This is a genomic window from Candidatus Nealsonbacteria bacterium (genome assembly GCA_026396195.1).
Taxonomy (GTDB): Bacteria; Patescibacteriota; Minisyncoccia; order Minisyncoccales; family JAGGXC01; genus JAPLXH01.
The window spans coordinates 21,432-44,372 of the sequence record JAPLXH010000002.1; the positions used below are offsets into that span (position 1 = coordinate 21,432).

Here is a 22,941-nt window from a genome sequence, read left to right on the forward strand (position 1 = left end):
TAAGTGATAATCATTAAAAATCAAATAAAAAAAAGAGGCAGTCACGGGGACTATACTAGAAGTGTTCCACCTGTTTCCATTCCGAACACAGAAGTGAAATCTTCTAAGGCCCATGATAGTATCCATTAGGATGCGAAAGTAGGTAGTTCCCTTGATTGCCTCTTTTTATTTGTTTGTTGACTTTTATTTTTTTTGCAATTATTCTGATTTAATTAGCACCTGAAAAATTAAGGAGGATCGAGAGAAATGGTAAGAGGAACGCTAAAAATGAATTGGAGATATTTGGGATTGGGGTTTTTGTTGTCCGGAGCAGCAATTTTTATAGGTTTCTTTTTTCAAATCGAGAACGACGATTTTCCGGAAAAGCTTTTGATAGGCATTGCATTGATAGTGGCTTTCATATTGATTGTTGCCGGTTGTAATAACTGCAAGTTTCTTTCAAAGAAAAAAAATAAAACTAAAGAGGTCTAACTCCCTCTTTTTATTTTTTTGGATTTGTTATATATAATAAGAGAAAATAACATGGAAAAAGAAAATATAAAGAAAATAGCCTTAATCCTCATTTTTTTGTTTTTAATTGTTTTAGCTCTGAATTTTTTAAATAAAAAATCTGATTTTTTGAATAATTTTAAAGGTTTTTTTTATTCAATTTCCCAATCAATTCAAAAGCCTCTTTGGCAGGCCGGAGACGGCTTTTCCGATTTTTTTGAAGGAATTTCTCAGGGCAAAAAGATAAAACAAGAAAACGAAAAATTAAAAACTGATTATGAGAATCTTTTATTCCAAAACATTGCTGTTGATGAATTAAAAAAAGAAAATGATTATTTAAGAAAAGCCTTGGAATTGGGGTTAAATGAAGAATTTAAACTGGTTTTAGCTCAAGTTATTTCCAAAGACATTTCTCAGGACTCAATTTTAATAAACAAAGGCCTAAAAGACGGCTTGTCCCAGGGCATGACCGTGATCACCGAGCAGAAAGTGCTTTTGGGTAAGGTAGCTGAAGTTTCCGATAAATTTTCCCGGGTAATCTTGATTTCCAACTCCGAAAGCTTTTTTCCCGTGACAATTCAGGCCGCCCAGGCCACCGGCATTATTAGGGGCAGGGGAAATGGCCAGCTTTCCTTGGAAGAAATACCTCGGGATAAAGAAATAAAAGAAGATGATATTGTGCTCACCACGTCTTTGGGCGGAAACTTTCCCAGAGGTCTTTTAGTCGGGAAAATTAAAAATATCAAAAAAAGCGACACCGAACCTTTCCAAAAAGCGGAAGTTTATTCTTTCCTGAAGATTGATGATATAAGAACGGTTTTTGCCGTAACCAGTTTTTAACTTTTTTAAATGAAAAAATTTTTATTTTTATTTTTGGCTTTCTTTTTTTTCTTTTTGGTTATTTTTCAGACAAGTTTTTTGAATCATTTCAGCTTGTGGGGCGTCTTACCGAATTTCATTTTGATTTTTTTAATCCTTTTGAATTTTCTGGAAAATTCCCGGGAAAATTCGGGATTGGTTCTGGCCGGATTTAGCGGATTTCTTTTGGACTTTTTTTCCGGATTGCAGTTTGGCGTTTGTTTTCTGACTTTCATTTTTTTGGCTCTTTTGATTAAAAAATTTCTAAAGTCATTAGGCGAGGAAAACGTTGTTTATTTTGCCTTGGTTCTTATTGTTTCTTTAATTTTTTATAATTTGGTTTCCTTTGCTTTAAACTCTATTTTTAAGCTTTCTTTTGTTTTTTATTTTAATTTAAGTAAGTTTGATTTTTTTGAAATAGCATATAATTTAGCAGTAGGCGTTGCCATTTTTGGCTTAATAAGTTATGTTCGGAAATATTTTTAAAAAAAATAGAAAATCGGATTTTCTTGAGATAGAGCCCCATGAAATCTTTTTGGACGAACTGGCTCAAAAAAAAGAAAGAGAATACGGCATTTCCGAGAAAAAATTTGAAGTGCCTCTTAGCCAGACAAAGTTAAAGATTTTTTACATCGGCTTTGTTATTTTAGTGGCTTTTCTTTTTTACAAAACCCTGAACTTCGGAATAGTTAAAGGCGATTATTATTCCCAATTGGCTCAGGATAACTGCCATAACGTCGGGTTTTTTAATCCGGTCAGAGGGGTGGTTTATGACAGCAAAATGAATCAAATGGTTTTTAACAGAACCAGTTACGATTTAGTTCTGGATAGAAAAAATTTGCCCCAATATCAAACAAAAAAAACTATCGTTGCCGGAGTCGCGGAAATTTTAAAAGAAAAACCGCAGGATCTCTTAAAAAAAATTGAAGAAGGGGAGTTTGATTTTGTTCTGATAAAAGAAAATCTGGACCACGACAATTTGGTTTTGTTGAAAACGAAAATAAAAGATTTTAAGGGTTTTGAGATTAAAGAAAACACGGTAAGGGAATATAAAGATGCTTCTTTGTTCTCTCATCTTTTGGGCTTTACCGGTAAGATAAGTCCGGAAGAGCTGAAAGATTTAAAAGAGTATTCAATCACCGACTATATTGGAAAACAGGGTTTGGAAAAATTTTATGAGGAAACCCTGCGGGGCGTTCCCGGCCGGGTTTTAGTTGAAAGAGATGCCGTAGGAAATAAAGTTTCAGAAAACTTGATTACAGAAGCTCAAACCGGAGACAGCCTGGTTTTGTGGCTGGATTCCGAGCTTCAGAAAAAAGCTGAAGAAGCTTTGAAAGCCAGCCTGGATCGGGTCGGTTCAAAAAGGGGAGTGGTAATAGCCATGGACCCGAATAATGGCGGAATTTTATCTTTGGTGAGCTTGCCCAGTTTTGATAATAATCTTTTTTCCCAGGGAATTTCCGCCCAAGACCTTAAAAAGTTAAACGACAATCCAAATTATCCGCTATTTAACCGGGCAATTGCCGGAGGATATCCCGTGGGCTCCTCTATAAAACCTTTGACAGCTTCCGCCGCTTTGCAGGAAAAAATAATTTCTCCGGACAAAGAAGTTGAATGTAAGGGCGGAATTTCAATTCCCAATCCCTTTGACCCGGAACATCCTTCAGTTTTCTTGGACTGGGAAACTCACGGCTGGACCGATCTTAGAAAAGCAATTGCCCAATCTTGCAATGTTTATTTTTATACGATAGGCGGAGGATACCAAAGCCAGCCGGGCTTAGGAGTAGAAAGAATAAAAAAGTACCTTCAACTATTCGGCTGGGGAAATAAAACCGGAGTGGACATCGCTGGAGAAATACCGGGTTTGCTTCCTGACCCCGCTTGGAAAGAAAATTATTTCCAAGACGATTCTCAAAAGAAAATTTGGCGGATAGGGGATACTTATCATCTGTCAATCGGCCAGGGAGATATTTCAGTTACCCCCCTTCAGGTGGTGATGGCTTTTTCAGCGATTGCTAATGGCGGGAAACTCTATCAACCTCTTACTGTTAAAGAAATTATTAAGGGCTCCGCTGATTCATCAAAAATAGTTAAAACAATGGAACCGAAAATCATTCGCGAAAATTTTATTGAACCGGAGAATCTGAAAATAGTAAGAGAGGGGATGAGAGAGGGAGTGATTTACGGTTCCAGCGTTCTTTTGAACGATTTGCCGGTAAAAGCCGCTTCCAAGACCGGTACTGCCCAAACTTCCAGAGACGAAGTTTATCACAACTGGGTTACGGTTTTCGCTCCTTACGACAATCCCCGGATAGTTTTAACGGTGCTTATCGAAGACGTTGAGGGAATGCAGTACGCCGCCTTGCCTGTTGCTAAAGACATTTTAAATTGGTATTTTACAAGATAAAATTTTATGGAAACTATAAAAGAAATAAAAATTCTTTGGAGATATCTAAAAAAATATAAAAAGAAAATTTGGCCTCTTGTTATTTTGGGCGTGATAGCTTCTTCACTTACGGCTTTTTTGCCATATTTTTATGGAAGATTAATCGATTTAGTTTCGATTAAATCAACGGATTTTAGCTTTATTTTCGCTCTTTTGGGGATGTGGTTTTTAATGAGCTTTGCTTCTGTTTTTATGATTAGAATTGTGAACAGACATGGAGCTTTTTTATCAATAGATTGTTTGAATGATTTAATTTGTGAAACTTCCGCTCATGTTATAAATTTGCCTTTAAAGTTTCACAAAGAGAAAAAAACAGGCGAAATTTTTTCAAAAATTGACCGGGCAGCCGATTATCTTGCCAGGATTGTTAATGAAATTATTTTTTGGTTGTTACCTCAGTTTTTTTCAATTATAGTCGGCATTATTATTATGTTTTTTGTTGAATGGAGATTGGCACTGGGAGCGTTAATTATTGTTTTAGGATACCTATTCATTATAATTTTGAAAACCAGGCCTATCATAAAAAACCAAGATAAGTTAAATAAAGCTTTTGAGGAAGTTTACGGTAATCTTTATGATTCTTTCTCTAATATTTTATTAATAAAATCCTCTGCTGCTGAAAAATTCCAAAAACAAAAAACAGAAAAAGATTTTAAAGAAAAATTAAGCGTTATTAATAAAGAGTTCGTGAATTTATGGCAAAATCTTCATTTCTGGCAAGACTTATTATTTTCTTTAGGATTTGTTTTAATTTTTGGTTCAGCTATTTTATTCTTAAGCCGGGGTTTAATTTCTACCGGGAAATTAGTGATGTTTTTAGGCTATTTAAGCTTAATTCAAGCTCCTCTTAAAAATTTGGGATGGTTTTGGCAGTCTTTTAGAAGCGGAATGACAGCGATAAAAAGAGTGCAAGATTTGTTGGGAATTGAAGCTGAGCACTTTGACAGAAAAGGAAAAATTTTAGATGACCTTAAGGGAAAAGTTGAGTTTAAAAATATTAGTTTTGGATATAAAGACCATATTTTGGTTTTAAATAATATCAACTTTATCGCCCAACCTGGTGAAAAAATTGCTTTAGTTGGGGGCAGCGGCGAAGGAAAAACAACTTTGGTTGATTTGGTTTCTCTCTATTTTAAACCTTCAAAGGGCAAAATTTTTTTTGATGATGTAAATATTCAAGATTTAGACCTTCACTTTTTAAGGAAAATAATAGCTTATGTTCCCCAGGAAATAACCCTGTTCGACGACACCATTAGAAATAATCTTCTTTATGGGAAACCGGAAGCTACTGACGAAGAAATTTTTGCGGCTACTAAGGCCGCCAATGCCCATAAATTTATTGAATCTTTTCCTCAAAAATATGACACCGTAGTAGGAGAGCGGGGAATTAAGCTTTCTACTGGACAGAAACAAAGATTAGCCATTGCCCTAGCTTTAATTCAGGATCCTAAAATTTTGATTTTAGACGAGGCAACTTCTTCTTTGGATTCTGAATCTGAAAAATTAGTTCAAGAAGCTCTCGAAAGGCTGGTAGTTAGCAGAACTACTTTTATTGTCGCTCATCGTTTAAGCACTATTCGCAAAGCGGATAAAATATTAGTTTTAGAAAAAGGGAAGATAGTAGAAATAGGAAATCATGAAGAATTGATTAAAAAGAAAGGAGCTTATTATAAGTTTTATTCTCTCCAGTTTAAAACTTCCGATTAGGATGAATAAGTGTTAGAATAATATAAAAACATGATGTATCTTTTTGACTTAGGCTTAGTTTTAGGGATAGCGGCTTTTGTTATTTTTTGTTTTATGGAAATAGGCTTAGTTTGGGGCTTAGTTTCCTTGGTAGCTGCCATTGCTATTCTTTTGGTTTGGATTCAATCCCGTACCGAGCTTTTTGGATAAAATAAAAATTTTAAAAATATGTCCGCTAAAATAAATGTTTTAATAATGGTAATTTGCTACGGCTTAGCTTTTTTGATTAGAGCCATTCCGCGCAACGAAAAACCCGAGGAAAAAGTTTTCAAAATTATTAGCATTATACTTTTAATGGGCGCAATACTGTTCGGTTTAGTGTTTTTGTTATCTTAAATAAAAATTAAATTTAAATCTTTAAATTCGCGATTCCGGCGCGGTTTTTTGTTTTTTTTTGACAAAATAATTAATATATGTTATTTTACTGCCAGTACATTTTATGGAGGCATGAATAATGTTAAAAGGAAAAGTAAATGAAAAAGATATATTATTAAGGCCAGTTAGAAAATCTGATCTCGAATGTCTTTTGAAATGGATGAATGATACGGAAGTTAACCAGTATTTACTTAATCGATTTCCCATGACAGAAATAACCGAAGGAAAATGGATTGAAGAACTTTCGACCACGCGCAGAAATACAGATATTGTTTTTATGATCGAGGTTAAACAAAAACCCATAGGGATTTGCGGTCTTCACATGATAAACCTTATAGATCAAAATGCCGGAGTAGGCATGGCAATCGGAGAAAAAAAATACTGGAGCAAAGGTTACGGTACGGAATCGTTAAGGCTATTAGTTAATTATGCTTTCCGGAACCTTAATTTAAATAGTCTTTCGGCCGGGGCCATGGATTTTAATGAAAGAAGCATAAAAATGCAGAAAAAAATTGGATTCCAGAGAGAGGGAAGAAGACGCCAACATTTTTTTAAAAACGGCAAATTCCACGACGAAATTCTATTCGGCCTTTTAAGGGAAGAATGGAAAAAGAAACAAAAATTCAAAGACACTAATTAATAGTGTCTCTTTTTTTAAGCGAACTTGGGTGATAGAATAAAGGCAAATATGAAAAAAGATTACGGTATTTATCATGTCGGATTCAAAATACTCCTGAAAAAAGAAAACAAGTTTTTATTTTTAAGAAGTGCCAATAAAAAATATTGGGATTTGCCGGGAGGTCGGGCCGACAATACGGAATACAAGAAACCAGTTTTAAAAATACTTGAGCGAGAGGTGAGGGAAGAGTTAGGGAATAAAATAAGATATAAGATTGGGGACATGGCATTTCAAAGTCGGCGATATTTTCCAAAAAGAAAAACTTATACTTTAAGTACTGTTTACGAAGCAAAATATCTGTCTGGCGAAATTTTAATTTCTCCGGAGCACAGCGGTTACGAGTGGATAAACCCAAAAACATATAAATTTAAAGAAAAAGGATTTTTTTGCAAGGAAGAATATTTAGCTTTTAAAGAATATTTTAAATTTAAATAATAATGAAAAAAATTATAGGTTTACAGAGAAAAAAAGTTAAGCTTTTGCCCTATAATCCAAATTGGGAGAAATTATATAAAAAAGAGGAAAAATTAATTCGTTCTGTAATTGGGGAATATATTAAAGATATTCAGCATGTCGGCAGTACTTCTATTCCTGGAGCTAAAGCCAAGCCTATAATTGATATAGCTATTGGCGTAGAATCATTGAAAATAGGCAAAAAATGCATTAAACCTTTGAAGAAATTAGGATATCAATATGCGTATGATTCTAAAATAGGGGGTCAGCACTTTTTTGCAAAAGGTAAGGAAAAAAATAGAACCCATTATATACATATGATAAAGCTAAATGGGAGATATTGGAAAAATTGTATACTTTTTAGAGATTATTTAAGAAAGCATAAAGATATTATTAAAAAATATAATAATTTAAAGGAAAAATTGGCAAAAATTTATAAAGACGACCGCGATACATATACAATAAAAAAATCTTCTTTTATCAGAATAATAATAAAAAAAGCTGATTCTAAATTTAACTAAAAATATGAATATCGAAGTAGAAATTAAGGTCAAAATAATTGATTTTAAAGAGATAAAAAAAGAACTGGTTAAGTTTGGTAAGCTTAAAAAATCAATTAGGCAAATTGATGAGTATTATATTCCTTGCCATAGAAATTTTTTTGCCCATAAGCCCACACCTACAGAATGGCTAAGAGTCAGAACAAACCCCGACAAGACAATTTTTGAATACGATAAATCATTTGATAGTAAAACAGGAAAACATTACTATGCCGAGGAATATGAAACAGAAGTTTCCCATCCTGATGAATTCAAGAAGATATTAAAATTTCTTGATTTTAAGAAGGTCGTGGTTATTGATAAAAAAAGAGAGTATTGGGATTGCGGAGACTTCGAAGTATGCTTGGATAAAGTTAAGGGATTGGGGAATTTTATAGAAGTAGAAGCAAAAGGAAAGTTTAAAAATTCAAAAGTGGCCAGAGAAGGATGCGCTGAATTTTTAAAAAAACTTGGTATAAAACAAGAGAGGGACGAAGTAAAAACCGGTTATCCCACTTTGCTTTTAAAAAATAAAAAAGTATGAATAAAAAATATAAAGGCATAATAATTGAGGAAAGCTTAGAAAACAAAGATTTTTTTAAAGAAATTAAAATCATTTAGACAACGGTTGAACCGGTTGCCGAAAAACATAGAACTCCTTGGGTAAAACAATGGACTATGTATAGTATAGAAATACCGGAAGATAAAGCATTAGATATTGCGGAAAAGATCAGCAAATCCTTGGACTCAAAACATAATTGGTACGCTGATTTTAAAAATGAGGAAAATGATTTTATTATTTTTCGCGATAAAGTATTTAAAATAAACAGAACAAATAAAGAACAGTATGATGAAGCGACAAGATACGGAATTTCAATTGGTATTCCGGACTATCAGGTTGATTTTTCGCCTCATATTAAAAAATGGGAAAGGTAGATTATAATTTAAAAAATATGAGCAATATCCAGGCAATTATATTTGATTTGGTGGGAGTTTTAGTATTTAAAAGGAGAGATTACGTACCAGAGAGTAAAGAGCAATTAAGCGCTGATAAAATCGAAAAATTATATAATCATTTAGATGATAAAAAGCTCTTGTTTGATATAAAAGAAAAATTAGGCTTGGCTGATGAAGAAATAGAAAAAGTTTTAGCCTGTATTCCTCAAAAATACGAAAAGAATGAAGAATTATGGAAATTATTACCAGAATTAAAAAAGAAATATAAATTAGCCATAATAAACAACGGCAATTCTTTAGCGCTTAAATACTGGAATAAAATTTTTAATTTTGAAGTTTTTGATTTTTTTATTAATTCTGCGATAGAAGGCTTTAAAAAACCAAACCATAAGATTTATCTTATTGCCTGTAAAAAATTAAAAGTAAATCCGAAAAATTGTCTTTTTATAGATGATTTAGAAGCAAACATTAAAACAGCTAAAAGATTAGGAATGGAAACAATATGGTGGAAAAAAGATAAAAAAGAAGAAAATTTAAAAAATTTTAATATCAAAACGCAATGAAAAAAATAATACTTAATGTAAAATCTTTTCAAGAAACCCTGCACGCAGACATGTGCGGTCCGGCATCGTTGAAAATCGTATTAGATTATTATGGAACAAAGAAAAGTGAGCAAGAGCTTGCTTGGCTAACCGGATTGGTGCCGGGCCTTGGAATCGACGATAAAAGCATTCTTAAGGCCGCTGAGTCGCTCGGTTTTAAGGCGCAGATAAAAAATGGAAGCACATTTGACGATATAGAAGAATGGCTTAAAAAAGGGGTGCCGGTTATTGTTGATTGGTTTACTCGGGGTCGTTGTGATTACAATGATTCAAAATTAGCAGACGGGCATTATTCTGTTGTGTTTGGTTTAGATGACGAATATATCTATCTTCAAGATCCGGAAACCGGCGGGGAAAAAAAATTAAGAAAGAGGATTTTATGAAAGTATGGTTTGATTTTACTGGTCATTACATTAAATTGGACGAGCTAATCATCAGGCAAATTATCGCGATATATAAATAAAGAAGTGTAAGTATTAATAAAAAAAAGCGCTATTTTTAAATAGTGTCTTTTTTATTCGGAAGTTTTAAAATTTACCCAAAAGTCTTGACAAGTTTTTTTAATTGACTACAATTGTAGTAGAATTGAATACAGTTAATTATGAATGAAAAAATAACCAAAAACTGTAAACATAACAGCGTTTTGATACAGGTAGGTTATTGGGATAGCACAGACATAAGAACGGGAGAGCCAATCGGCGGTCCCATTGTAGAATGTAAGATGTGCAATACCGAATTAAAACTCCCATGGGAGGAATGGAGAGAATTAAAAAAATCAAAAAGTTTTTCCCCTTGATAGTAATTTTTTCTTTGAACACTTAGAGGAGGCAATTTTAAAAATTATAAAGTCGAATATTTTAAATAAAAAAATAAAAATTAGAACAATGAAAATAAAAAATAATGATATTACTATTAAAGAAATTCAAAAATGGGAAAAGAATTTCTCAAAAAGAAAAGGGTTGCCCCCAACTGATAAATCTGATGCTCATCAATCAATGATTGTCGGTTTTTTGAAGTTATCAGAAGAAGTTGGTGAGTTGGCAGAGGTTCTTTTGCGTAAACAATATGATGAAATACCCGCTGAAGTAGCTGATATTCTAATATTCGCCTGCAAGATAGGTAAAATTGCGGAAGATTACTTTGGCAAGAGTTCTCTTCCATGCGAGATTAGGGCAAAAATTAATTATGCCGAGAAAAGAGAATATGATAAATCATCAAAAGACCTAACTAAGCCCAAGGGTGATTTTAAAAATTGGAAAAAAATAATAAAAAAATAATAAATAATATATAAATAAAATATGTTTGAACTTATACTAGCGGGTATTTTATTTGGGGGGATAACGACGGGCGCTCGTTTTTTAGCAGGATTAGGACTTTCTCTATATGAAATTTCTTTTTTCACCTTAGGCTTGGCGACTTTAATGCTTTTTCCTTTTGCTATAAATCAAAAAATGAATTGGAAGAAGTTAAAATTTTTAGCTTTATATGGCTTGGGAGGAGCCTTGTTACAACTAGCAGGATTTAGTGGTATTATTCTCCAGGTTCCAGTGGCAATAGTTTCTTTTTTTATGTATTCACAGCCAATTTGGACAGTTTTTTTAAGTATATTTTTTCTCAAGGAGAAGATTGATAAAAAAAAGCTATTGGCGGTTTTTTTTGCTATTGTTGGTGTTATTATTTTAGTTAATTTAGCATCGGTAGAAAATTACAATATATGGGGCATCATCGCTCCTTTAATCGGAGGTTTTCTATTGTCAGTTTGGGTTGTTGGCGGCAGAAAAATAGCCATTGAAAAAGAGCCTGCTTCTTTTGTTACCTTCGCTTATTGTGGATTTACCACTATTTGGTTGATATTGATCTATCCTTTTTTTAAAAAGTTTGTTCCACAACCAATGTTTTCAGATTTATCTTTTACACATTCGACAACTATTTGGTTTCATCTTATTTGGATTATTCTTATATCAAGAGTTATCTCTAATTGGTTGTTTTATAGGGGCATGAAGAGAATAGAAGCTTCGCGGACTGGCATTATTATTTTGATAGAGCCTATCAGCGTAGCTGTAATTTCGGCAATTGCTTTTTCGCAGCCCATCACAGTAACTTTAGCCTTAGGTGGTGGGTTAATTTTATTAGCTAATTATCTTGTTATATTTAATCGGAAAAATTCAACCTAAAGAATATCTTTTTTATCATGGTAAATTAAAATAAAATGACTAAAAAGCAAAAAAATTTATCAGAGTTGATTATTTTTGTTGGCCAATCTGGCGCCGGAAAAACAACTATTGCAGACGCAATTGGTTGTAAAAGGATTGCCTCTTGTGACATTTTGCGAGAAGAAGTGGCTAATCGCGGGTTGGAAGACAATCATACTAATATTCATGCCGTAGCATTAGATTTAATTTCTCAAGACCCTGCTTGGCAAGCAAAAAAGGTTTTAAAGATGGTTAAGGATAATCAGCTTTTTATTTTTGACGGACCTAGAAATCCGGCGGACATTCAATTTTTAATGAAATCAGGCAAAAAGATTGAAATTATTGGTATCTGTTCTCCGAGAACTGTTCGATATCAACGGGTTTTAGAGAGGGAAAAACGATTAATCACAAAAGAACAATTTATGCAGCGTTGCGTAGACGAAGTGATATGGGCAGGATTAAATAATTGCTTAAGCTTAGCTACGGTTTATGTTTTTAATAACAACAACTCTTTAGAGCAAATACATCGAACAGCAGTTTCTTTAATAGCAGCGATACAATCAAAAGATTTTCCTAAAGTCAATCCTACTTTTCAAAAAGGAATGTTAGGGTTTGAGAAATTTATTAACACTCTTTCTGTCCCTTTCGCCAATTCAGAGCGAATGTGCATGCTAATGAGAGAATATTTTAACTGGGAGAAAGAGCAATTAAAATCTTATCAGAGAAAAGAAATTCCTTTAGAAAAATTTTTTATATGAAAGTTAAAGCATCTTCTTTCGATTATACTAATTGGAATGTTAATCTGTTTAAACCAGGCAAATTATTTTGGAAGCCCAATTTTTTAAGAAAATTAAAAATTGGTCAGTGGAAAAAAATAAAGATTCAAGTTCCGTGCCGATTTGACCCGATTGTTTTAGACCTTACTAAACTTCACCCGACGGTAGAGAAAAACGATTATAAAGCTGGAGCACTAGGATTTACCGGAAAAATTTATACTCAAGCCGAAATTGAACTTATAGATAATAAAAAAATCATAGCTGACGACATTTTAGCCGAACATGTGGCAAAAATTATTAGAACAGTCACTAAATACAACGGCGGGTTTAAAATAAAGACAAAAAATCATCCATATAGACATGTTGGTTTTGCGTCTACGGCAACGATTTGTGAGGCAGTAGCTAATGGTATAAATATATTGCTTGGCGAGCCTTTTAATAAAAAAGAAATTGTTAAGTTTATCGCTCATAATTACGGCGAAGAAAGTGAAAAAAAGAAAGACTATTTGACTCCAGGCATTTCTACTGGTAGTTCGGGGAATTTAGTCCAAAGGGGTGGGATTGGAATCACCACATCGGATTGCGAGTTAATAATTTGGGATACATATCCGAAGGGAACAAAAATTATCGCTGGCATTCCCAATGTACCAGGAGTTGGCAAGGGGCCGGAAACTTCTGATGTTGATGTTTTTTCTCTTGATTGGGTAAGACATATCGATAGATTTAATGCGGCTAAAATTTGCTATTGGTTATTAATGGATTTTGCACCCGCCCTAAAGCAACACGATCTTAAAAAAATGGGAGCCATTCTCTATGATATTTCCTTTTGTGGTACTAAAGGAGCCCCTCTAATTGCTTTGCATGGAGGGGATTTATTAGGAATTATTCTTGAAATGCGTTTATCGGGAATAGAAGTTTGTTTTATGAGTTCAGCTGGGCCGGGCTTAATTGCTATGACAAAAAATAAAGTTGATAAAGCAATAGAAATTTTTAACAAACATAAATGTAAAACAATAGAAATAGAACCCGACAATGAAGGATTTAAATATCAATTTTTAAAAATTCGATAAAAAAATAAAATTATTCGAGGTAAATTTTTATTAAAGAGCTATTACAAAAAGAGAGACTAATAATCTAAAAATTAATATTTCGACAAAAATTTTCTGTCGGATTTTTTGTCTCTAATAATAACTTGATGTTTTATTTTAATTGACTACAATTATGGTACAATTGGTTAAAAGATTATGAATTTAATAGGATTAATAAAATCGAAAACAAGGGAAAAAATTTTACGTTTTTTCTTTGCCAATCAGGAAAAAAAATATTATCTAAGGGAATTAGAAAGAATTCTCAAGCTTTCGGTTGGAAATATACGTCGAGAACTGATTTCTTTGGAAAAATTAGGGCTTTTCAAGCAAGAAAAAACTGGAAATTTGGTTTATTATTATTTAAACAAAAATTCTCCATTTTTTGGAGTTGTTGAAAATATTATTTTAAAAGCTTCAAATAAAAAAAAGCAAAAGGAACTTGAGAAAGATATAGAAAGAAAGAAAAATAAAAATTTAATGATCGTCCAAAAAGATGACCTAGATATATTATTTTCTAAAATAGGTGAATTAGAAAATATACTAGAATCTCTTTCGCAAAAAAAATCAGAGATTGAAGATTTAATTAATTTAGGGATAGTGGTTAATGGTAATAAAGAAGTTTTATTAATTAAAAGAGTAAAAAGAGAGAAAGGAAAAGACGGTTCAGTCTTGACTTGGGCTTTTCCGGGTGGCAAACAACGGATAAACGAAACTAGAAAAGAGTGTGTTGCTAGAGAAGTACTAGCTGAAACTGGTTATAAGATCGAACCAGTCGAGGAGATTTCTCTTCGACTTCATCCTCAGTTTTCAGTATTTATAGTTTATCATCTTTGCAGGTTAGTTCTGCCAAGGCTTGTAGCAAAACCGAAAGAACCGCATGAAATAGCCGAGATTAGATGGGTTAAGCCAAAAGAAATAAAAAAATTATTTACAACCGATCTTGATCCAAAGGTTAGTCTTGAACTCGGACTATCTAAGACTAATAAAAAATAATTTTTTTAAATTAAATTAAAAAAATTAAAAAATCGCTAAAGGGACGATTTTTTGTTTACACTGAGTTTACCGAAGTGGTAAAATTAAAATATGAATAAATTTAAATTGGTTTGTTTTGATATAGATGGAACTTTAGTTGATGGGATTTCTTGGCTTTTGTTAACTAAAGGATTGGGTTGTTCTATCGAAAAACATCTTGATATTTTTAACCGTTCGAAAAGCGGGGAAATTTCTTTCTTTGAAGGAGAAAGAATGTTAACTAAAATGTACCAGGAAAGCGGTAACGCTAATCAAAAATTTATTAAAGAACTATTCTCAAAAATTGAATCCAAACCCGAAGCTAAAGAAATTGTTTCTTATTTAAAGAAAAAAGGATATAAAACTTATCTTATTTCGGGCGCAATTGATATTTACGTAGAAGAAATTGCTAAAAAATTGGGCGTAGACGGTTTTTATGCAAATTCTTCCTTGGAATTTGATAAAAATGGGATTCTTGAAAAAATTTACTACCGAGACAATCAAGGAGAAATTAAGATTAAACAACTCAATGAACTTGTGAAAAAAATCGGAATAAATATAAAAGAAGTTGTTTTTATGGGGGACAGTGATAATGATTTAGAAGTTTTTAAACAAACCGGGTATGGAATTGCCATCGGGTTTTCGAGCGAAGAACTAAAAAAATTTGCATGGAAAAAAATAGATTCTTTGAAAGAAATTAAGGATATTCTATAAGGAACAAGAAACCATAAAAAATCGCCCTGAGCTTGTCGAAGGACGATTTTTTGTTGTTATTATTTGGGGAAAAAAGCAAGCCCAGTAGTGAAAATTTGACCTATTTCGTAGATAAATATCTGTCAAATTTCTACTACTGGGCAAGCCCCGTATATCCCCGTCATAAAACCCGTAGAACCCTAGGGATTTATACAGAGTCAAGGACGGAGTAGTTGAGTCGTGGGCGACGGCAGAGAGGAGATTTGGACTTTTGGGATTATTCGGGGTAAAATTAATGAAATAGCTTATGAAAATTAAGAGAATTTTTAATAAAAATGGAAGAAAAAATTGAAAATAAACAGAAAATGGATAAATATTTTGAAACTATTATTGTTGGAGGGGGACCAGGAGGGCTAATTGCCGGCTCTTATTTAGAAAATGCTTTAATAATTGAACAAAAAAAAGAAATTGGTAAACCTGTTCAATGCGGAGAAGGAATTAGTAAAAAAGCATTAGAGATTCAAAAAATTAAACCAGATTCAGGTTGGATTTGTTGCAAAATTCATAAAGTCGAAAGAATTATGCCAAATCAAAAAATAATTGGAAAGTCACATCAAGATATTATTGGTTATACAATTAATAGATCTAGATTTGAAAAATTTTTGGCAAAAAAATTAAAAGCCAAGATGAAATTAAATACAAGAGTTGTTGACATAAAAAAAGATAAAGATACTTGGAAGGTAACAACTTCAAGCGGTGAAATATTTAAATCAAAATATTTAATTGGTGCTGATGGGGTAAACTCTATTGTTAGAAAGTTAATTTTTAAAAATAAATTAAATACTATTGGAGCTATCGCTTACATAATAAAATTAGAAAAAAAAATAGACACAAGAAATCTTAAAATTTATTTTGATAACGAAAAATATCCCCAAGGTTATGCTTGGATTTTTCCGCAGTCAAAAAATACTGCCAATATTGGAATAGGAGGTAAGGATAGAAACTTAGTAAAAAAATTTAAAGATTTTTTAGAAGAGGAAGTCAAAAAAGAATACGGAAAATATTCGTTAATAGAGAATAGAAGCGGGGCCATTCCTTTAAGACCTACAGAGCTTAGTCTTTTCAAAGATAATGTTTTGTTATTAGGAGATGCTGCTGGTTTAATTGACCCAATTTTTAAAGGAGGAATTAGTCAAGCAATGCTGTCTGGAAAAATCGCCGCTCAGTGTATTTTAGAAAATCAGACATCTCAATACGAAAAAAAAATTAAAATGTTACCATTCGCTAATAAAAAAATTATCAAAGCAAGCGAAATTTTCAATTCTTTTGATAATCAAACTCTTAATGAGTTAGGCGAAATTTTAGAGGAAAAAGGAACTTCATATTTAAAAACTAATCAAGGGCTTTTGGAAATTAAGAGTAAGCTTTGTCTTAAAAAAAATTTTTCTAAAATTTTTGAATTTTTTTCTCTATGGTGGGATACCCGTGATTATTTATGGTAATTCAAAAGGTAAGTGATGCAAACAAAAATAACTAATAAAAAAATTAATATTTTAGGAGCGGGAATTTCCGGTCTTGTATCGGGAATTGTTTTAGCAAAAAATGGTTATCAGGTTGAAATCTTTGAGAAACGTTCGAGGGTTGGAAGTTTCTTTGAAAAAGACATACACTCTTTAAGAAATTACTCTTATGATTACGACGTGATTGAAAAATATAAAGAATTAGGAATCGAAATATCTAATATTTACCCAGTCTTCAAGGAACTTCGTTTTTCTTCTTCGTCTAAGCACATCGAGGTTTACTCCGAAAACAAACCTCTTTTTTATAACTTTATTCGAGGCTGTTCTGATGAGCGTTCTTTAGATAACGAATTATTTGAACAAGCCAAGAGCCATGGAATTAAGTTTCATTTTAATCAAGCCGTGAATCGAGACGATAAAGATATAGATATTGTGGCCGTAGGGGCTTCTTCAGTAAAAGGGGTAGCTTATGGAAGGCATTATATAAAAGATTCTACCGCAAAGATTGATTCTATCTATTATTTGATGGGGGATTCTCATGCTCCCCATGGGTATATTTATATGGCTCCTTTTTTTAATGAATTTTCTTTAGTTATCGCTGGTACTAAAATAGAAAGTAAGAAAGAGCTTGAAGAAAGATTTAACCTATTGATAAAGGATAATAATATCATTAAGAATTTTCTTAACGGTGCTAAGTTTAAAAATGAGATCTATGGATTTATACATTTCAATCCTCCCAAGACCGCAAAAAAAGATAAAAAGATTTATGTCGGAGAAGCGGCTGGATTCGTAGACGCAGCTACAGGTTTTGGTACACATTATGCGATTCTTTCTGGATGCTTAGCGGCCAGAGCAATTATGAACAATGAAGACTATGGTAATCTTTGGAAAAAAAGCTTCGGGAAGGAATTAAAAAAGAAGTATCTTAAAAGATTAAGACTAGAAAAGTTAAATAGTGAAAATTATGAGATGATGGTAGAAAGTTTATTAAAAATTTTTGGAAAAAGAGTTTCAGTTGAAAATTATAAAAAATACAAATTTATTCTAGTTGTAATGGAGATGATTAAAAAAGCTTTGAACTCAATACGGAATGAATTTGTTTACGGCGGGCATTTATTGTCGTTGGGCGCCTCAAGTATTGTTTTTACTTCAGCTATTTTGTTGGGAATAAAAATTACTTGGGATTGTTTATTTATTGTTTACTTGGGAATGCAGTCTGCTTATCTTTATAATCGCTATAAAGATTTCAAAAAAGATTATTTAACAAACCCTGAAAGAACAAAACATTTTGAAAAGTATGTTTCAAAAATTCCAATAATTATCGGAATTTTTATATTAATTATTATTTTAATGCTTTATTATTTTAGTACGCCAAAAATTTTATTTTTTGGCCTTTCTTTACTTTTAATGAGCTTACTTTATAGTAAAATTTTTAAGAATTTAACTAAAAAAATAGTTGGCTTTAAAGGATTTTATGTTTCTTTAATGTGGGCTTCTTTATCTTTATTTCTTATATTTTATTATTATTTGTCATTCAGCTTGTCTTTATTTTTTATATTAGTTTTTATTTTTTTAAGATGGACAATAAACACAAGTTTTTGCGATATAAAAGACATAGAAAGCGATAAAAAAGAAAAACTATTGACACTAGCGGTTGTGTTGAGAAAAGAAAAATTAATAAAATTTTTAAATATTTTAAATATTTTATCTTTTTTACCTATAATTTTGGGAGTTTTTTTTAATCTATTTCCATTTTATTCGATAATTCTTGTTTTTACTGTTTTTTATGCGTTTTACTATTTTAAACAAGTTAACAATTTAGTAATAAGCCAGAATTTTTTGTATAATGTAATAGTTGACGGAGAATTTATTTTGTGGTCATTTTTTATTTTATTAGGTAAAATTTTAATATGACAGAAATTTCTTTAATTTATCAGGTTCTAGTTTTTTTAATTACTTTTTTAGGCGGATGGTTGGCTTTTTGGGTTTATTTTTTTAATCCTAAAGAAAAAATGAACCAGTGGTTTTTTTTAATGACTATTTTTCTACTTTTATGGGCTATTTTTGCTTATTTTGGCGCTTCTTCTCAAGTTTCAATATCGATTATTTTATATAGATTAAATTGGGGAGTAATTCCTTTAGCCGCTTTAGCTACTTATTTTTTTGTAGTATATTTTCCAAAAGAAGAAAAACGATATCCTTTTTTGGAAAAAATTATTATTATTGTTACTTTATTTTTTTGTTTTATTTCTTTTTTTACAGACCTAATTATTAAAGATGTTAATTCAAAAGAATGGGGGAATGAGGTTGTTTTTGGAAAACTAGGAGACACTTTTTCTATAGTATCAGCCATTTTATTAATTATACTTTTAGGTCAACTTTTAAAAAAATACTTTAAACTTTCTCGAGCAGATAAAATAAAAGTCGAATATTTTTTAATAGGCGGCTTCCTTTGTTTTTTATTTAACCTTATATTCAATATAATTTTTCCTATTATTTTCAAAACCATCCAATACCAACACTTGGGAGATTTTTCAGCTATTTTTATTTTGGTTTTTACTGCTTATGCTATTGTTAAACAAGAATTGTTCGGAATTAAAGTTATTATTACAAGTATTTTTATTGGATTGATTGCTATCTTGCTTTCCGTAGATACTTTAGTCTTTACCGATAATTTAATTTTACAACTCTTTAAAGGATTAGCAGTTTTCATCTTTTTATATTTAGGTTTAGCATTAATAAAAAGCGTTAAGAGAGAAATTGAACAAAGAAAGGAAATAGAAAAACTGAGCAGTGCCAAGTCAGAGTTTATTGCTATTGCTTCCCATCAATTGAGAACGCCTTTGACTGCCGTAAAGGGCTATATATCCATGATTTTAGAGGGAAGTTACGGGAAGATACCGGAAAAAGCCAAAACACCCATGGAAAAGGTTTATCAGCAAAATGAAAAATTGGTGAAATTAGTGAATGATTTGTTGAGCTTGTCCCGAATTGAATCGGGAAAGTTGCAGTTAGAACTGGGAATGGCTTCGATGGAAGATTTGATTTCCAGCATAGTAGGCATATTTGACGTTCAAGCAAAGGATAAAAATCTTTATTTAAAATTCGAAAAGCCAAAAGAAATAATTCCTTTGATTATGATGGACGTTGATAAAACAAGGCAGGTTATTTCCAATATAATTAACAATTGCTTGAAATACACAGAGAAGGGAGGGGTTGATATAAAATTGAAAATTGTAAATGGCAAATTGCAAATTGAAATTTCCGATACCGGACTGGGCATGGAGGAGAAAGAACTGGGGAAATTATTCCAGAGTTTCTCGAGGGGGGAAGCGGGCGCGAGAATGGATGCCGGCGGAGCCGGACTCGGCCTTCATATTGCCAAGAAATTCATTGAAATGCAGAAGGGAAATATTTGGGCAAAGTCAGCCGGCAAAGGCAAAGGCTCTCAATTTTATATCGAGCTTCCGATAAATAACCATAATAACCATAAATAATAATTGACAAGTTCCATTGAAGAGTTAAAATGTAAATGAATAATATTATGCTTACAGATGAAGACATAAAAAAACTTATTGAGGTTTTTGCTACCAGAGAAGAAGTAGCCACTAAGCCAGATTTAGAAGAATTAAGAAAAGATTTTTCAGATCTTCAGACTTCTGTTGACGCTTACGCCAAGAAAGCGGATACTTATTTTCAAGAAATGCTTGTATTGGCGCACAAAGTTGACCGCCATGAAAAATGGCTTCACCAAATTGCCGAAAAAGTCGGAATAAAGTTAGACTATTAATTTTTTTTGTTTAAAATTTTAGTTGCCACCCGCGTTTGACGCGGGCTTTTGTTTTGGTAAAAAAAAGTAGTAAAATAAGAAAACATAACAAAATGAAAGAATACAATCATAAGAAAATTGAGAAAAAATGGCAGGATTTTTGGGAAAAGAAGAAATTCTATCAAGCCGAAGATTTTTCAAAAAAAACCAAAAAATATATTTTGATTGAGTTTCCTTATCCTTCAGGACAAGGATTGCATGTCGGCCATTGCCGACCTTATTTGGCAATAGATGCGGTTGTTAGAAAAAAAAGAATGGAAGGTTTTAATGTCTTATTCCCGATTGGCTGGGATGCTTTTGGTTTGCCGGCAGAGAACTTTGCCATTAAAACCGGAGTTCATCCGAAAATAACAACGGAAAAAAATATTGCCAATTATAAAAGACAAATTAAAAGCTTGGGAGTTTCTTTTGATTGGTCCCGCGAGATTAACACTACTGACCCTAAATATTATAAATGGACTCAGTGGATTTTTTTGCAAATGTTTAACAATGGCTTGGCTTATCAGGCTAAGATTCCGATTAACTGGTGTCCGGCTTGCAAAATTGGGTTGGCCCACGAAGAAGTGGTAGGGGGTAAATGCGAAAGGTGCGGAAAGGGAGTAGAACAAAAAGAAATCAAACAATGGATGTTGAAAATTACCAAATATGCCGACAGATTAATTGAGGATTTAAAAAACCTTGATTATCTGGAAAAAATAAAAGCCCAGCAAATAGAATGGATAGGGAAGAGCGAGGGGGTAGAGGTCAAATTTCAAATTGTAGATTCCACCCTTCGAGAAACTCAGGATGGTGCTGAGCCGATTCGAAGCACCAAATTGCAAATTGAGGTATTCACCACCAGAGCCGACACTCTTTTTGGGGTAACGGCCGTGGTTTTAGCGCCGGAACATCCTTTTGTAAAAAATTTAATTAAAAAAGAATTTGCGGAAAAAGTTCAGGAATATATAAAACAATCAAGAGAAAAAACAGAATTTGAAAGAACGAAACTGGAAAAAGAAAAAACAGGAGTTTTTACGGGTTCCCATTGCATAAATCCGGCTAACAACGAGGAGGTACCGATTTGGATCGGTGACTATGTAATTTCCACTTACGGCGGGGGAGCGGTGATGATGGTGCCGGCTCATGATCAAAGGGACTGGGAGTTCGCAAAAAAATATAATTTAAAAATTAAACCAGTAGTTTTACCAAAAGGGCAATCATTTAACCCCGAAGATTTAAAATCGTATCCGAAAGAAATAAAAAATATTTACGAAGACCCATTTTTTAAATTGGCGATTGACGAAATTATGGTTAATAAGGCTTTTTGCGACGAAGGATTTAATATTAATTCGAGCAATAATGATATAAATCTAAACTTTTTATCAACACAAAAAGCTAAAGAAAAAATAACTTTATGGCTGGAGGAAAAAGACTTGGGGAAGAAAACCATTAAATACAAACTTCGTGATTGGGTTTTTTCCCGCCAGCATTATTGGGGAGAGCCAATTCCCATAATTCATTGCGAGAAGTGCGGAACAGTTCCTGTTCCGGAAAAAGATTTGCCAATTGAATTGCCCTATATTGAAAAATATCAGCCAACCGGCACCGGAGAGTCGCCTTTGGCCGGAATTAAAGAGTGGGTTAACGTAAAGTGTCCTCAATGCGGGGGGAAAGCCAGAAGAGAAACAGACACAATGCCAAATTGGGCGGGTTCTAATTGGTATTATATGAGATACTGCGACCCAAAAAACAACAAGGCGATAGCTGATTTTAAAAAATTAAAATATTGGTTTCCGGTTGATTGGTATAACGGCGGGATGGAACACACCACCTTGCACCTTTTATATTCCCGATTCATTTATAAATTCCTTTTTGACATCGGCTCAGCTCCCGCTCTCGAACCCTATCAAAAAAGAACTTCCCATGGAATGGTTGTGGCCGAAGATAACCAGAAAATGTCAAAGTCCAGAGGAAATGTCATTAATCCCGATGACATAGTTAAACAATACGGAGCTGACACTTTGAGAGTTTATGAAATGTTTATGGGGCCTTTTGACCAGGCAATTGCCTGGAATTCAAAAAGCGTGAACGGAGTTTTCAGATTTTTAAACAAAGTTTGGAGTTTAGTTTTGGAATGTAAAAATAATGAACCCCTCCCCGCCGCAAGCGGCGGGGTATCCCGTTGCGAACGGGACAAGTTCTTTCAATCCGACTTATCGGTTCGAAATAAAAAAAGCGGAAAGGAAGCTATAAAATTAGTTCATCAGTTGAACAAAAAAGTCAGCGAAGATCTGGAAAATATGAAATTTAACACCGCTATAGCTTCTTTTATGGAATTTGTTAATTTTGCCCAAGAAAATGAAAAAGAAGTCGGCAAAGATGTAATTGAAAGAATGCTTATTCTATTGGCGCCCTTAGCCCCTCATGTTACCGAAGAGCTTTGGAAAGAAATGGGAAATAAAAAAAGCATTCATCTGGAAGAATGGCCAAAATATGATGAAAAATTAATTCAGGAAGAAAAAATCGTTTTACTGATTCAGATTAACGGAAAAATGAGAGACCAGGTAGAAGTTTTACCGGACATTTCAGAAGAAGAAGCTAAAGAGTTGGCTCTTAGCCGGGAAAAAATAAAAAAATGGATTGAAGGAAAAGAAATCAAAAAAATTATTTTTGTGCCCAAAAGATTAATTAATATCGTAATTTAATTTT

The 22,941-nt window shown here is 32.7% G+C and carries 26 protein-coding genes and 1 rRNA gene; all 27 read left to right on the forward strand.

From position 1 onward, the window contains the following. The first annotated feature begins 42 nt into the window (after window positions 1-42). The 27 genes from rrf to leuS all read left to right on the forward strand — a co-directional run bounded on the left by rrf (window position 43) and on the right by leuS (window position 22,937). Window positions 43-155: ribosomal RNA gene (gene rrf / locus NTU58_00395) — 5S ribosomal RNA — on the forward strand. Window positions 156-246: 91 nt separating this feature from the next. Further along, window positions 247-471, forward strand: a complete 225-nt coding sequence (locus NTU58_00400; protein ID MCX6764159.1) for a hypothetical protein — start codon at window positions 247-249, stop codon at window positions 469-471. A 51-nt stretch (window positions 472-522) separates the two neighbouring features. Next, window positions 523-1,329 (forward strand): rod shape-determining protein MreC, encoded by an 807-nt coding sequence (gene mreC, locus NTU58_00405; protein MCX6764160.1) that lies wholly within the window; start codon window positions 523-525, stop codon window positions 1,327-1,329. Between the two features lie 9 nt (window positions 1,330-1,338). Further along, window positions 1,339-1,833 (forward strand): rod shape-determining protein MreD, encoded by a 495-nt coding sequence (gene mreD, locus NTU58_00410; GenBank protein ID MCX6764161.1) that lies wholly within the window; start codon window positions 1,339-1,341, stop codon window positions 1,831-1,833. Then, window positions 1,814-3,754, forward strand: a complete 1,941-nt coding sequence (mrdA, locus tag NTU58_00415) for a penicillin-binding protein 2 (GenBank protein ID MCX6764162.1) — start codon at window positions 1,814-1,816, stop codon at window positions 3,752-3,754. Before mreD ends, mrdA begins: the two co-directional genes overlap by 20 nt. A 6-nt stretch (window positions 3,755-3,760) precedes the next feature. Further along, complete coding sequence (locus NTU58_00420; GenBank protein MCX6764163.1) at window positions 3,761-5,500, forward strand: ABC transporter ATP-binding protein; 1,740 nt, start codon at window positions 3,761-3,763, stop codon at window positions 5,498-5,500. A 30-nt stretch (window positions 5,501-5,530) separates the two neighbouring features. Further along, window positions 5,531-5,689, forward strand: a complete 159-nt coding sequence (locus NTU58_00425) for a hypothetical protein (GenBank protein ID MCX6764164.1) — start codon at window positions 5,531-5,533, stop codon at window positions 5,687-5,689. Between the two features lie 18 nt (window positions 5,690-5,707). Next, entirely contained in the window at window positions 5,708-5,875 is a 168-nt protein-coding gene (locus NTU58_00430; protein ID MCX6764165.1) for a hypothetical protein, read from the forward strand. A gap of 118 nt (window positions 5,876-5,993) precedes the next feature. Further along, the gene (locus tag NTU58_00435) at window positions 5,994-6,554 is read left to right on the forward strand and encodes a GNAT family protein (protein ID MCX6764166.1); all 561 of its coding nucleotides are present in this window, start codon (window positions 5,994-5,996) and stop codon (window positions 6,552-6,554) included. A 48-nt stretch (window positions 6,555-6,602) separates the two neighbouring features. After that, window positions 6,603-7,028, forward strand: a complete 426-nt coding sequence (locus NTU58_00440; protein ID MCX6764167.1) for an NUDIX hydrolase — start codon at window positions 6,603-6,605, stop codon at window positions 7,026-7,028. A gap of 2 nt (window positions 7,029-7,030) precedes the next feature. Next, complete coding sequence (locus NTU58_00445; protein MCX6764168.1) at window positions 7,031-7,567, forward strand: GrpB family protein; 537 nt, start codon at window positions 7,031-7,033, stop codon at window positions 7,565-7,567. Between the two features lie 4 nt (window positions 7,568-7,571). Beyond that, on the forward strand, window positions 7,572-8,129 hold the full coding sequence (gene cyaB / locus NTU58_00450; GenBank protein ID MCX6764169.1) for a class IV adenylate cyclase: 558 nt from the start codon (window positions 7,572-7,574) through the stop codon (window positions 8,127-8,129). 134 nt (window positions 8,130-8,263) lie between these two features. Next, a complete protein-coding gene (locus NTU58_00455; GenBank protein MCX6764170.1) occupies window positions 8,264-8,521 on the forward strand; it encodes a hypothetical protein in 258 nt (85 codons plus the stop codon). Then, window positions 8,509-9,105 (forward strand): HAD-IA family hydrolase, encoded by a 597-nt coding sequence (locus NTU58_00460; GenBank protein ID MCX6764171.1) that lies wholly within the window; start codon window positions 8,509-8,511, stop codon window positions 9,103-9,105. The genes NTU58_00455 and NTU58_00460 overlap by 13 nt, the downstream gene beginning before the upstream one ends. Continuing rightward, entirely contained in the window at window positions 9,102-9,527 is a 426-nt protein-coding gene (locus NTU58_00465) for a C39 family peptidase (protein ID MCX6764172.1), read from the forward strand. Before NTU58_00460 ends, NTU58_00465 begins: the two co-directional genes overlap by 4 nt. Before the next feature lie 218 nt (window positions 9,528-9,745). Further along, window positions 9,746-9,940, forward strand: a complete 195-nt coding sequence (locus tag NTU58_00470) for a hypothetical protein (protein ID MCX6764173.1) — start codon at window positions 9,746-9,748, stop codon at window positions 9,938-9,940. A gap of 88 nt (window positions 9,941-10,028) precedes the next feature. Then, window positions 10,029-10,421 carry a hypothetical protein gene (locus NTU58_00475; GenBank protein ID MCX6764174.1) on the forward strand — a complete coding sequence of 131 codons (393 nt, stop codon included), beginning with the start codon at window positions 10,029-10,031 and terminating at the stop codon, window positions 10,419-10,421. A 21-nt stretch (window positions 10,422-10,442) separates the two neighbouring features. After that, window positions 10,443-11,318, forward strand: coding sequence for a DMT family transporter (locus NTU58_00480; GenBank protein MCX6764175.1), 876 nt, complete (start codon window positions 10,443-10,445; stop codon window positions 11,316-11,318). A gap of 35 nt (window positions 11,319-11,353) precedes the next feature. Beyond that, the gene (locus tag NTU58_00485) at window positions 11,354-12,094 is read left to right on the forward strand and encodes an AAA family ATPase (protein MCX6764176.1); all 741 of its coding nucleotides are present in this window, start codon (window positions 11,354-11,356) and stop codon (window positions 12,092-12,094) included. Then, window positions 12,091-13,182, forward strand: a complete 1,092-nt coding sequence (locus tag NTU58_00490; GenBank protein ID MCX6764177.1) for a hypothetical protein — start codon at window positions 12,091-12,093, stop codon at window positions 13,180-13,182. Before NTU58_00485 ends, NTU58_00490 begins: the two co-directional genes overlap by 4 nt. Before the next feature lie 321 nt (window positions 13,183-13,503). After that, the gene (locus NTU58_00495; GenBank protein ID MCX6764178.1) at window positions 13,504-14,193 is read left to right on the forward strand and encodes an NUDIX hydrolase; all 690 of its coding nucleotides are present in this window, start codon (window positions 13,504-13,506) and stop codon (window positions 14,191-14,193) included. 90 nt (window positions 14,194-14,283) lie between these two features. Further along, complete coding sequence (locus NTU58_00500; GenBank protein MCX6764179.1) at window positions 14,284-14,925, forward strand: HAD family phosphatase; 642 nt, start codon at window positions 14,284-14,286, stop codon at window positions 14,923-14,925. A 314-nt stretch (window positions 14,926-15,239) separates the two neighbouring features. Beyond that, a complete protein-coding gene (locus NTU58_00505; protein ID MCX6764180.1) occupies window positions 15,240-16,406 on the forward strand; it encodes an NAD(P)/FAD-dependent oxidoreductase in 1,167 nt (388 codons plus the stop codon). Window positions 16,407-16,421: 15 nt separating this feature from the next. Beyond that, window positions 16,422-18,338 carry a UbiA family prenyltransferase gene (locus NTU58_00510; protein ID MCX6764181.1) on the forward strand — a complete coding sequence of 639 codons (1,917 nt, stop codon included), beginning with the start codon at window positions 16,422-16,424 and terminating at the stop codon, window positions 18,336-18,338. Continuing rightward, complete coding sequence (locus NTU58_00515; protein MCX6764182.1) at window positions 18,335-19,921, forward strand: ATP-binding protein; 1,587 nt, start codon at window positions 18,335-18,337, stop codon at window positions 19,919-19,921. Before NTU58_00510 ends, NTU58_00515 begins: the two co-directional genes overlap by 4 nt. A gap of 35 nt (window positions 19,922-19,956) precedes the next feature. Continuing rightward, on the forward strand, window positions 19,957-20,214 hold the full coding sequence (locus NTU58_00520) for a hypothetical protein (GenBank protein MCX6764183.1): 258 nt from the start codon (window positions 19,957-19,959) through the stop codon (window positions 20,212-20,214). A gap of 92 nt (window positions 20,215-20,306) precedes the next feature. Next, on the forward strand, window positions 20,307-22,937 hold the full coding sequence (gene leuS / locus NTU58_00525; protein ID MCX6764184.1) for a leucine--tRNA ligase: 2,631 nt from the start codon (window positions 20,307-20,309) through the stop codon (window positions 22,935-22,937). Window positions 22,938-22,941: the final 4 nt, after the last annotated feature.

What these genes read in the sequence shown, in the direction of transcription:
- NTU58_00400 (MCX6764159.1), top strand. Translation starts at nt 247, where the DNA reads ATGGTAAGAGGAACGCTAAAAATGAATTGGAGATATTTGGGATTGGGG.
- mreC (MCX6764160.1), top strand. Translation starts at nt 523, where the DNA reads ATGGAAAAAGAAAATATAAAGAAAATAGCCTTAATCCTCATTTTTTTG.
- mreD (MCX6764161.1), top strand. Translation starts at nt 1,339, where the DNA reads ATGAAAAAATTTTTATTTTTATTTTTGGCTTTCTTTTTTTTCTTTTTG.
- mrdA (MCX6764162.1), top strand. Translation starts at nt 1,814, where the DNA reads ATGTTCGGAAATATTTTTAAAAAAAATAGAAAATCGGATTTTCTTGAG.
- NTU58_00420 (MCX6764163.1), top strand. Translation starts at nt 3,761, where the DNA reads ATGGAAACTATAAAAGAAATAAAAATTCTTTGGAGATATCTAAAAAAA.
- NTU58_00425 (MCX6764164.1), top strand. Translation starts at nt 5,531, where the DNA reads ATGATGTATCTTTTTGACTTAGGCTTAGTTTTAGGGATAGCGGCTTTT.
- NTU58_00430 (MCX6764165.1), top strand. Translation starts at nt 5,708, where the DNA reads ATGTCCGCTAAAATAAATGTTTTAATAATGGTAATTTGCTACGGCTTA.
- NTU58_00435 (MCX6764166.1), top strand. Translation starts at nt 5,994, where the DNA reads ATGTTAAAAGGAAAAGTAAATGAAAAAGATATATTATTAAGGCCAGTT.
- NTU58_00440 (MCX6764167.1), top strand. Translation starts at nt 6,603, where the DNA reads ATGAAAAAAGATTACGGTATTTATCATGTCGGATTCAAAATACTCCTG.
- NTU58_00445 (MCX6764168.1), top strand. Translation starts at nt 7,031, where the DNA reads ATGAAAAAAATTATAGGTTTACAGAGAAAAAAAGTTAAGCTTTTGCCC.
- cyaB (MCX6764169.1), top strand. Translation starts at nt 7,572, where the DNA reads ATGAATATCGAAGTAGAAATTAAGGTCAAAATAATTGATTTTAAAGAG.
- NTU58_00455 (MCX6764170.1), top strand. Translation starts at nt 8,264, where the DNA reads ATGTATAGTATAGAAATACCGGAAGATAAAGCATTAGATATTGCGGAA.
- NTU58_00460 (MCX6764171.1), top strand. Translation starts at nt 8,509, where the DNA reads ATGGGAAAGGTAGATTATAATTTAAAAAATATGAGCAATATCCAGGCA.
- NTU58_00465 (MCX6764172.1), top strand. Translation starts at nt 9,102, where the DNA reads ATGAAAAAAATAATACTTAATGTAAAATCTTTTCAAGAAACCCTGCAC.
- NTU58_00470 (MCX6764173.1), top strand. Translation starts at nt 9,746, where the DNA reads ATGAATGAAAAAATAACCAAAAACTGTAAACATAACAGCGTTTTGATA.
- NTU58_00475 (MCX6764174.1), top strand. Translation starts at nt 10,029, where the DNA reads ATGAAAATAAAAAATAATGATATTACTATTAAAGAAATTCAAAAATGG.
- NTU58_00480 (MCX6764175.1), top strand. Translation starts at nt 10,443, where the DNA reads ATGTTTGAACTTATACTAGCGGGTATTTTATTTGGGGGGATAACGACG.
- NTU58_00485 (MCX6764176.1), top strand. Translation starts at nt 11,354, where the DNA reads ATGACTAAAAAGCAAAAAAATTTATCAGAGTTGATTATTTTTGTTGGC.
- NTU58_00490 (MCX6764177.1), top strand. Translation starts at nt 12,091, where the DNA reads ATGAAAGTTAAAGCATCTTCTTTCGATTATACTAATTGGAATGTTAAT.
- NTU58_00500 (MCX6764179.1), top strand. Translation starts at nt 14,284, where the DNA reads ATGAATAAATTTAAATTGGTTTGTTTTGATATAGATGGAACTTTAGTT.
- NTU58_00505 (MCX6764180.1), top strand. Translation starts at nt 15,240, where the DNA reads ATGGAAGAAAAAATTGAAAATAAACAGAAAATGGATAAATATTTTGAA.
- NTU58_00510 (MCX6764181.1), top strand. Translation starts at nt 16,422, where the DNA reads ATGCAAACAAAAATAACTAATAAAAAAATTAATATTTTAGGAGCGGGA.
- NTU58_00515 (MCX6764182.1), top strand. Translation starts at nt 18,335, where the DNA reads ATGACAGAAATTTCTTTAATTTATCAGGTTCTAGTTTTTTTAATTACT.
- NTU58_00520 (MCX6764183.1), top strand. Translation starts at nt 19,957, where the DNA reads ATGAATAATATTATGCTTACAGATGAAGACATAAAAAAACTTATTGAG.
- leuS (MCX6764184.1), top strand. Translation starts at nt 20,307, where the DNA reads ATGAAAGAATACAATCATAAGAAAATTGAGAAAAAATGGCAGGATTTT.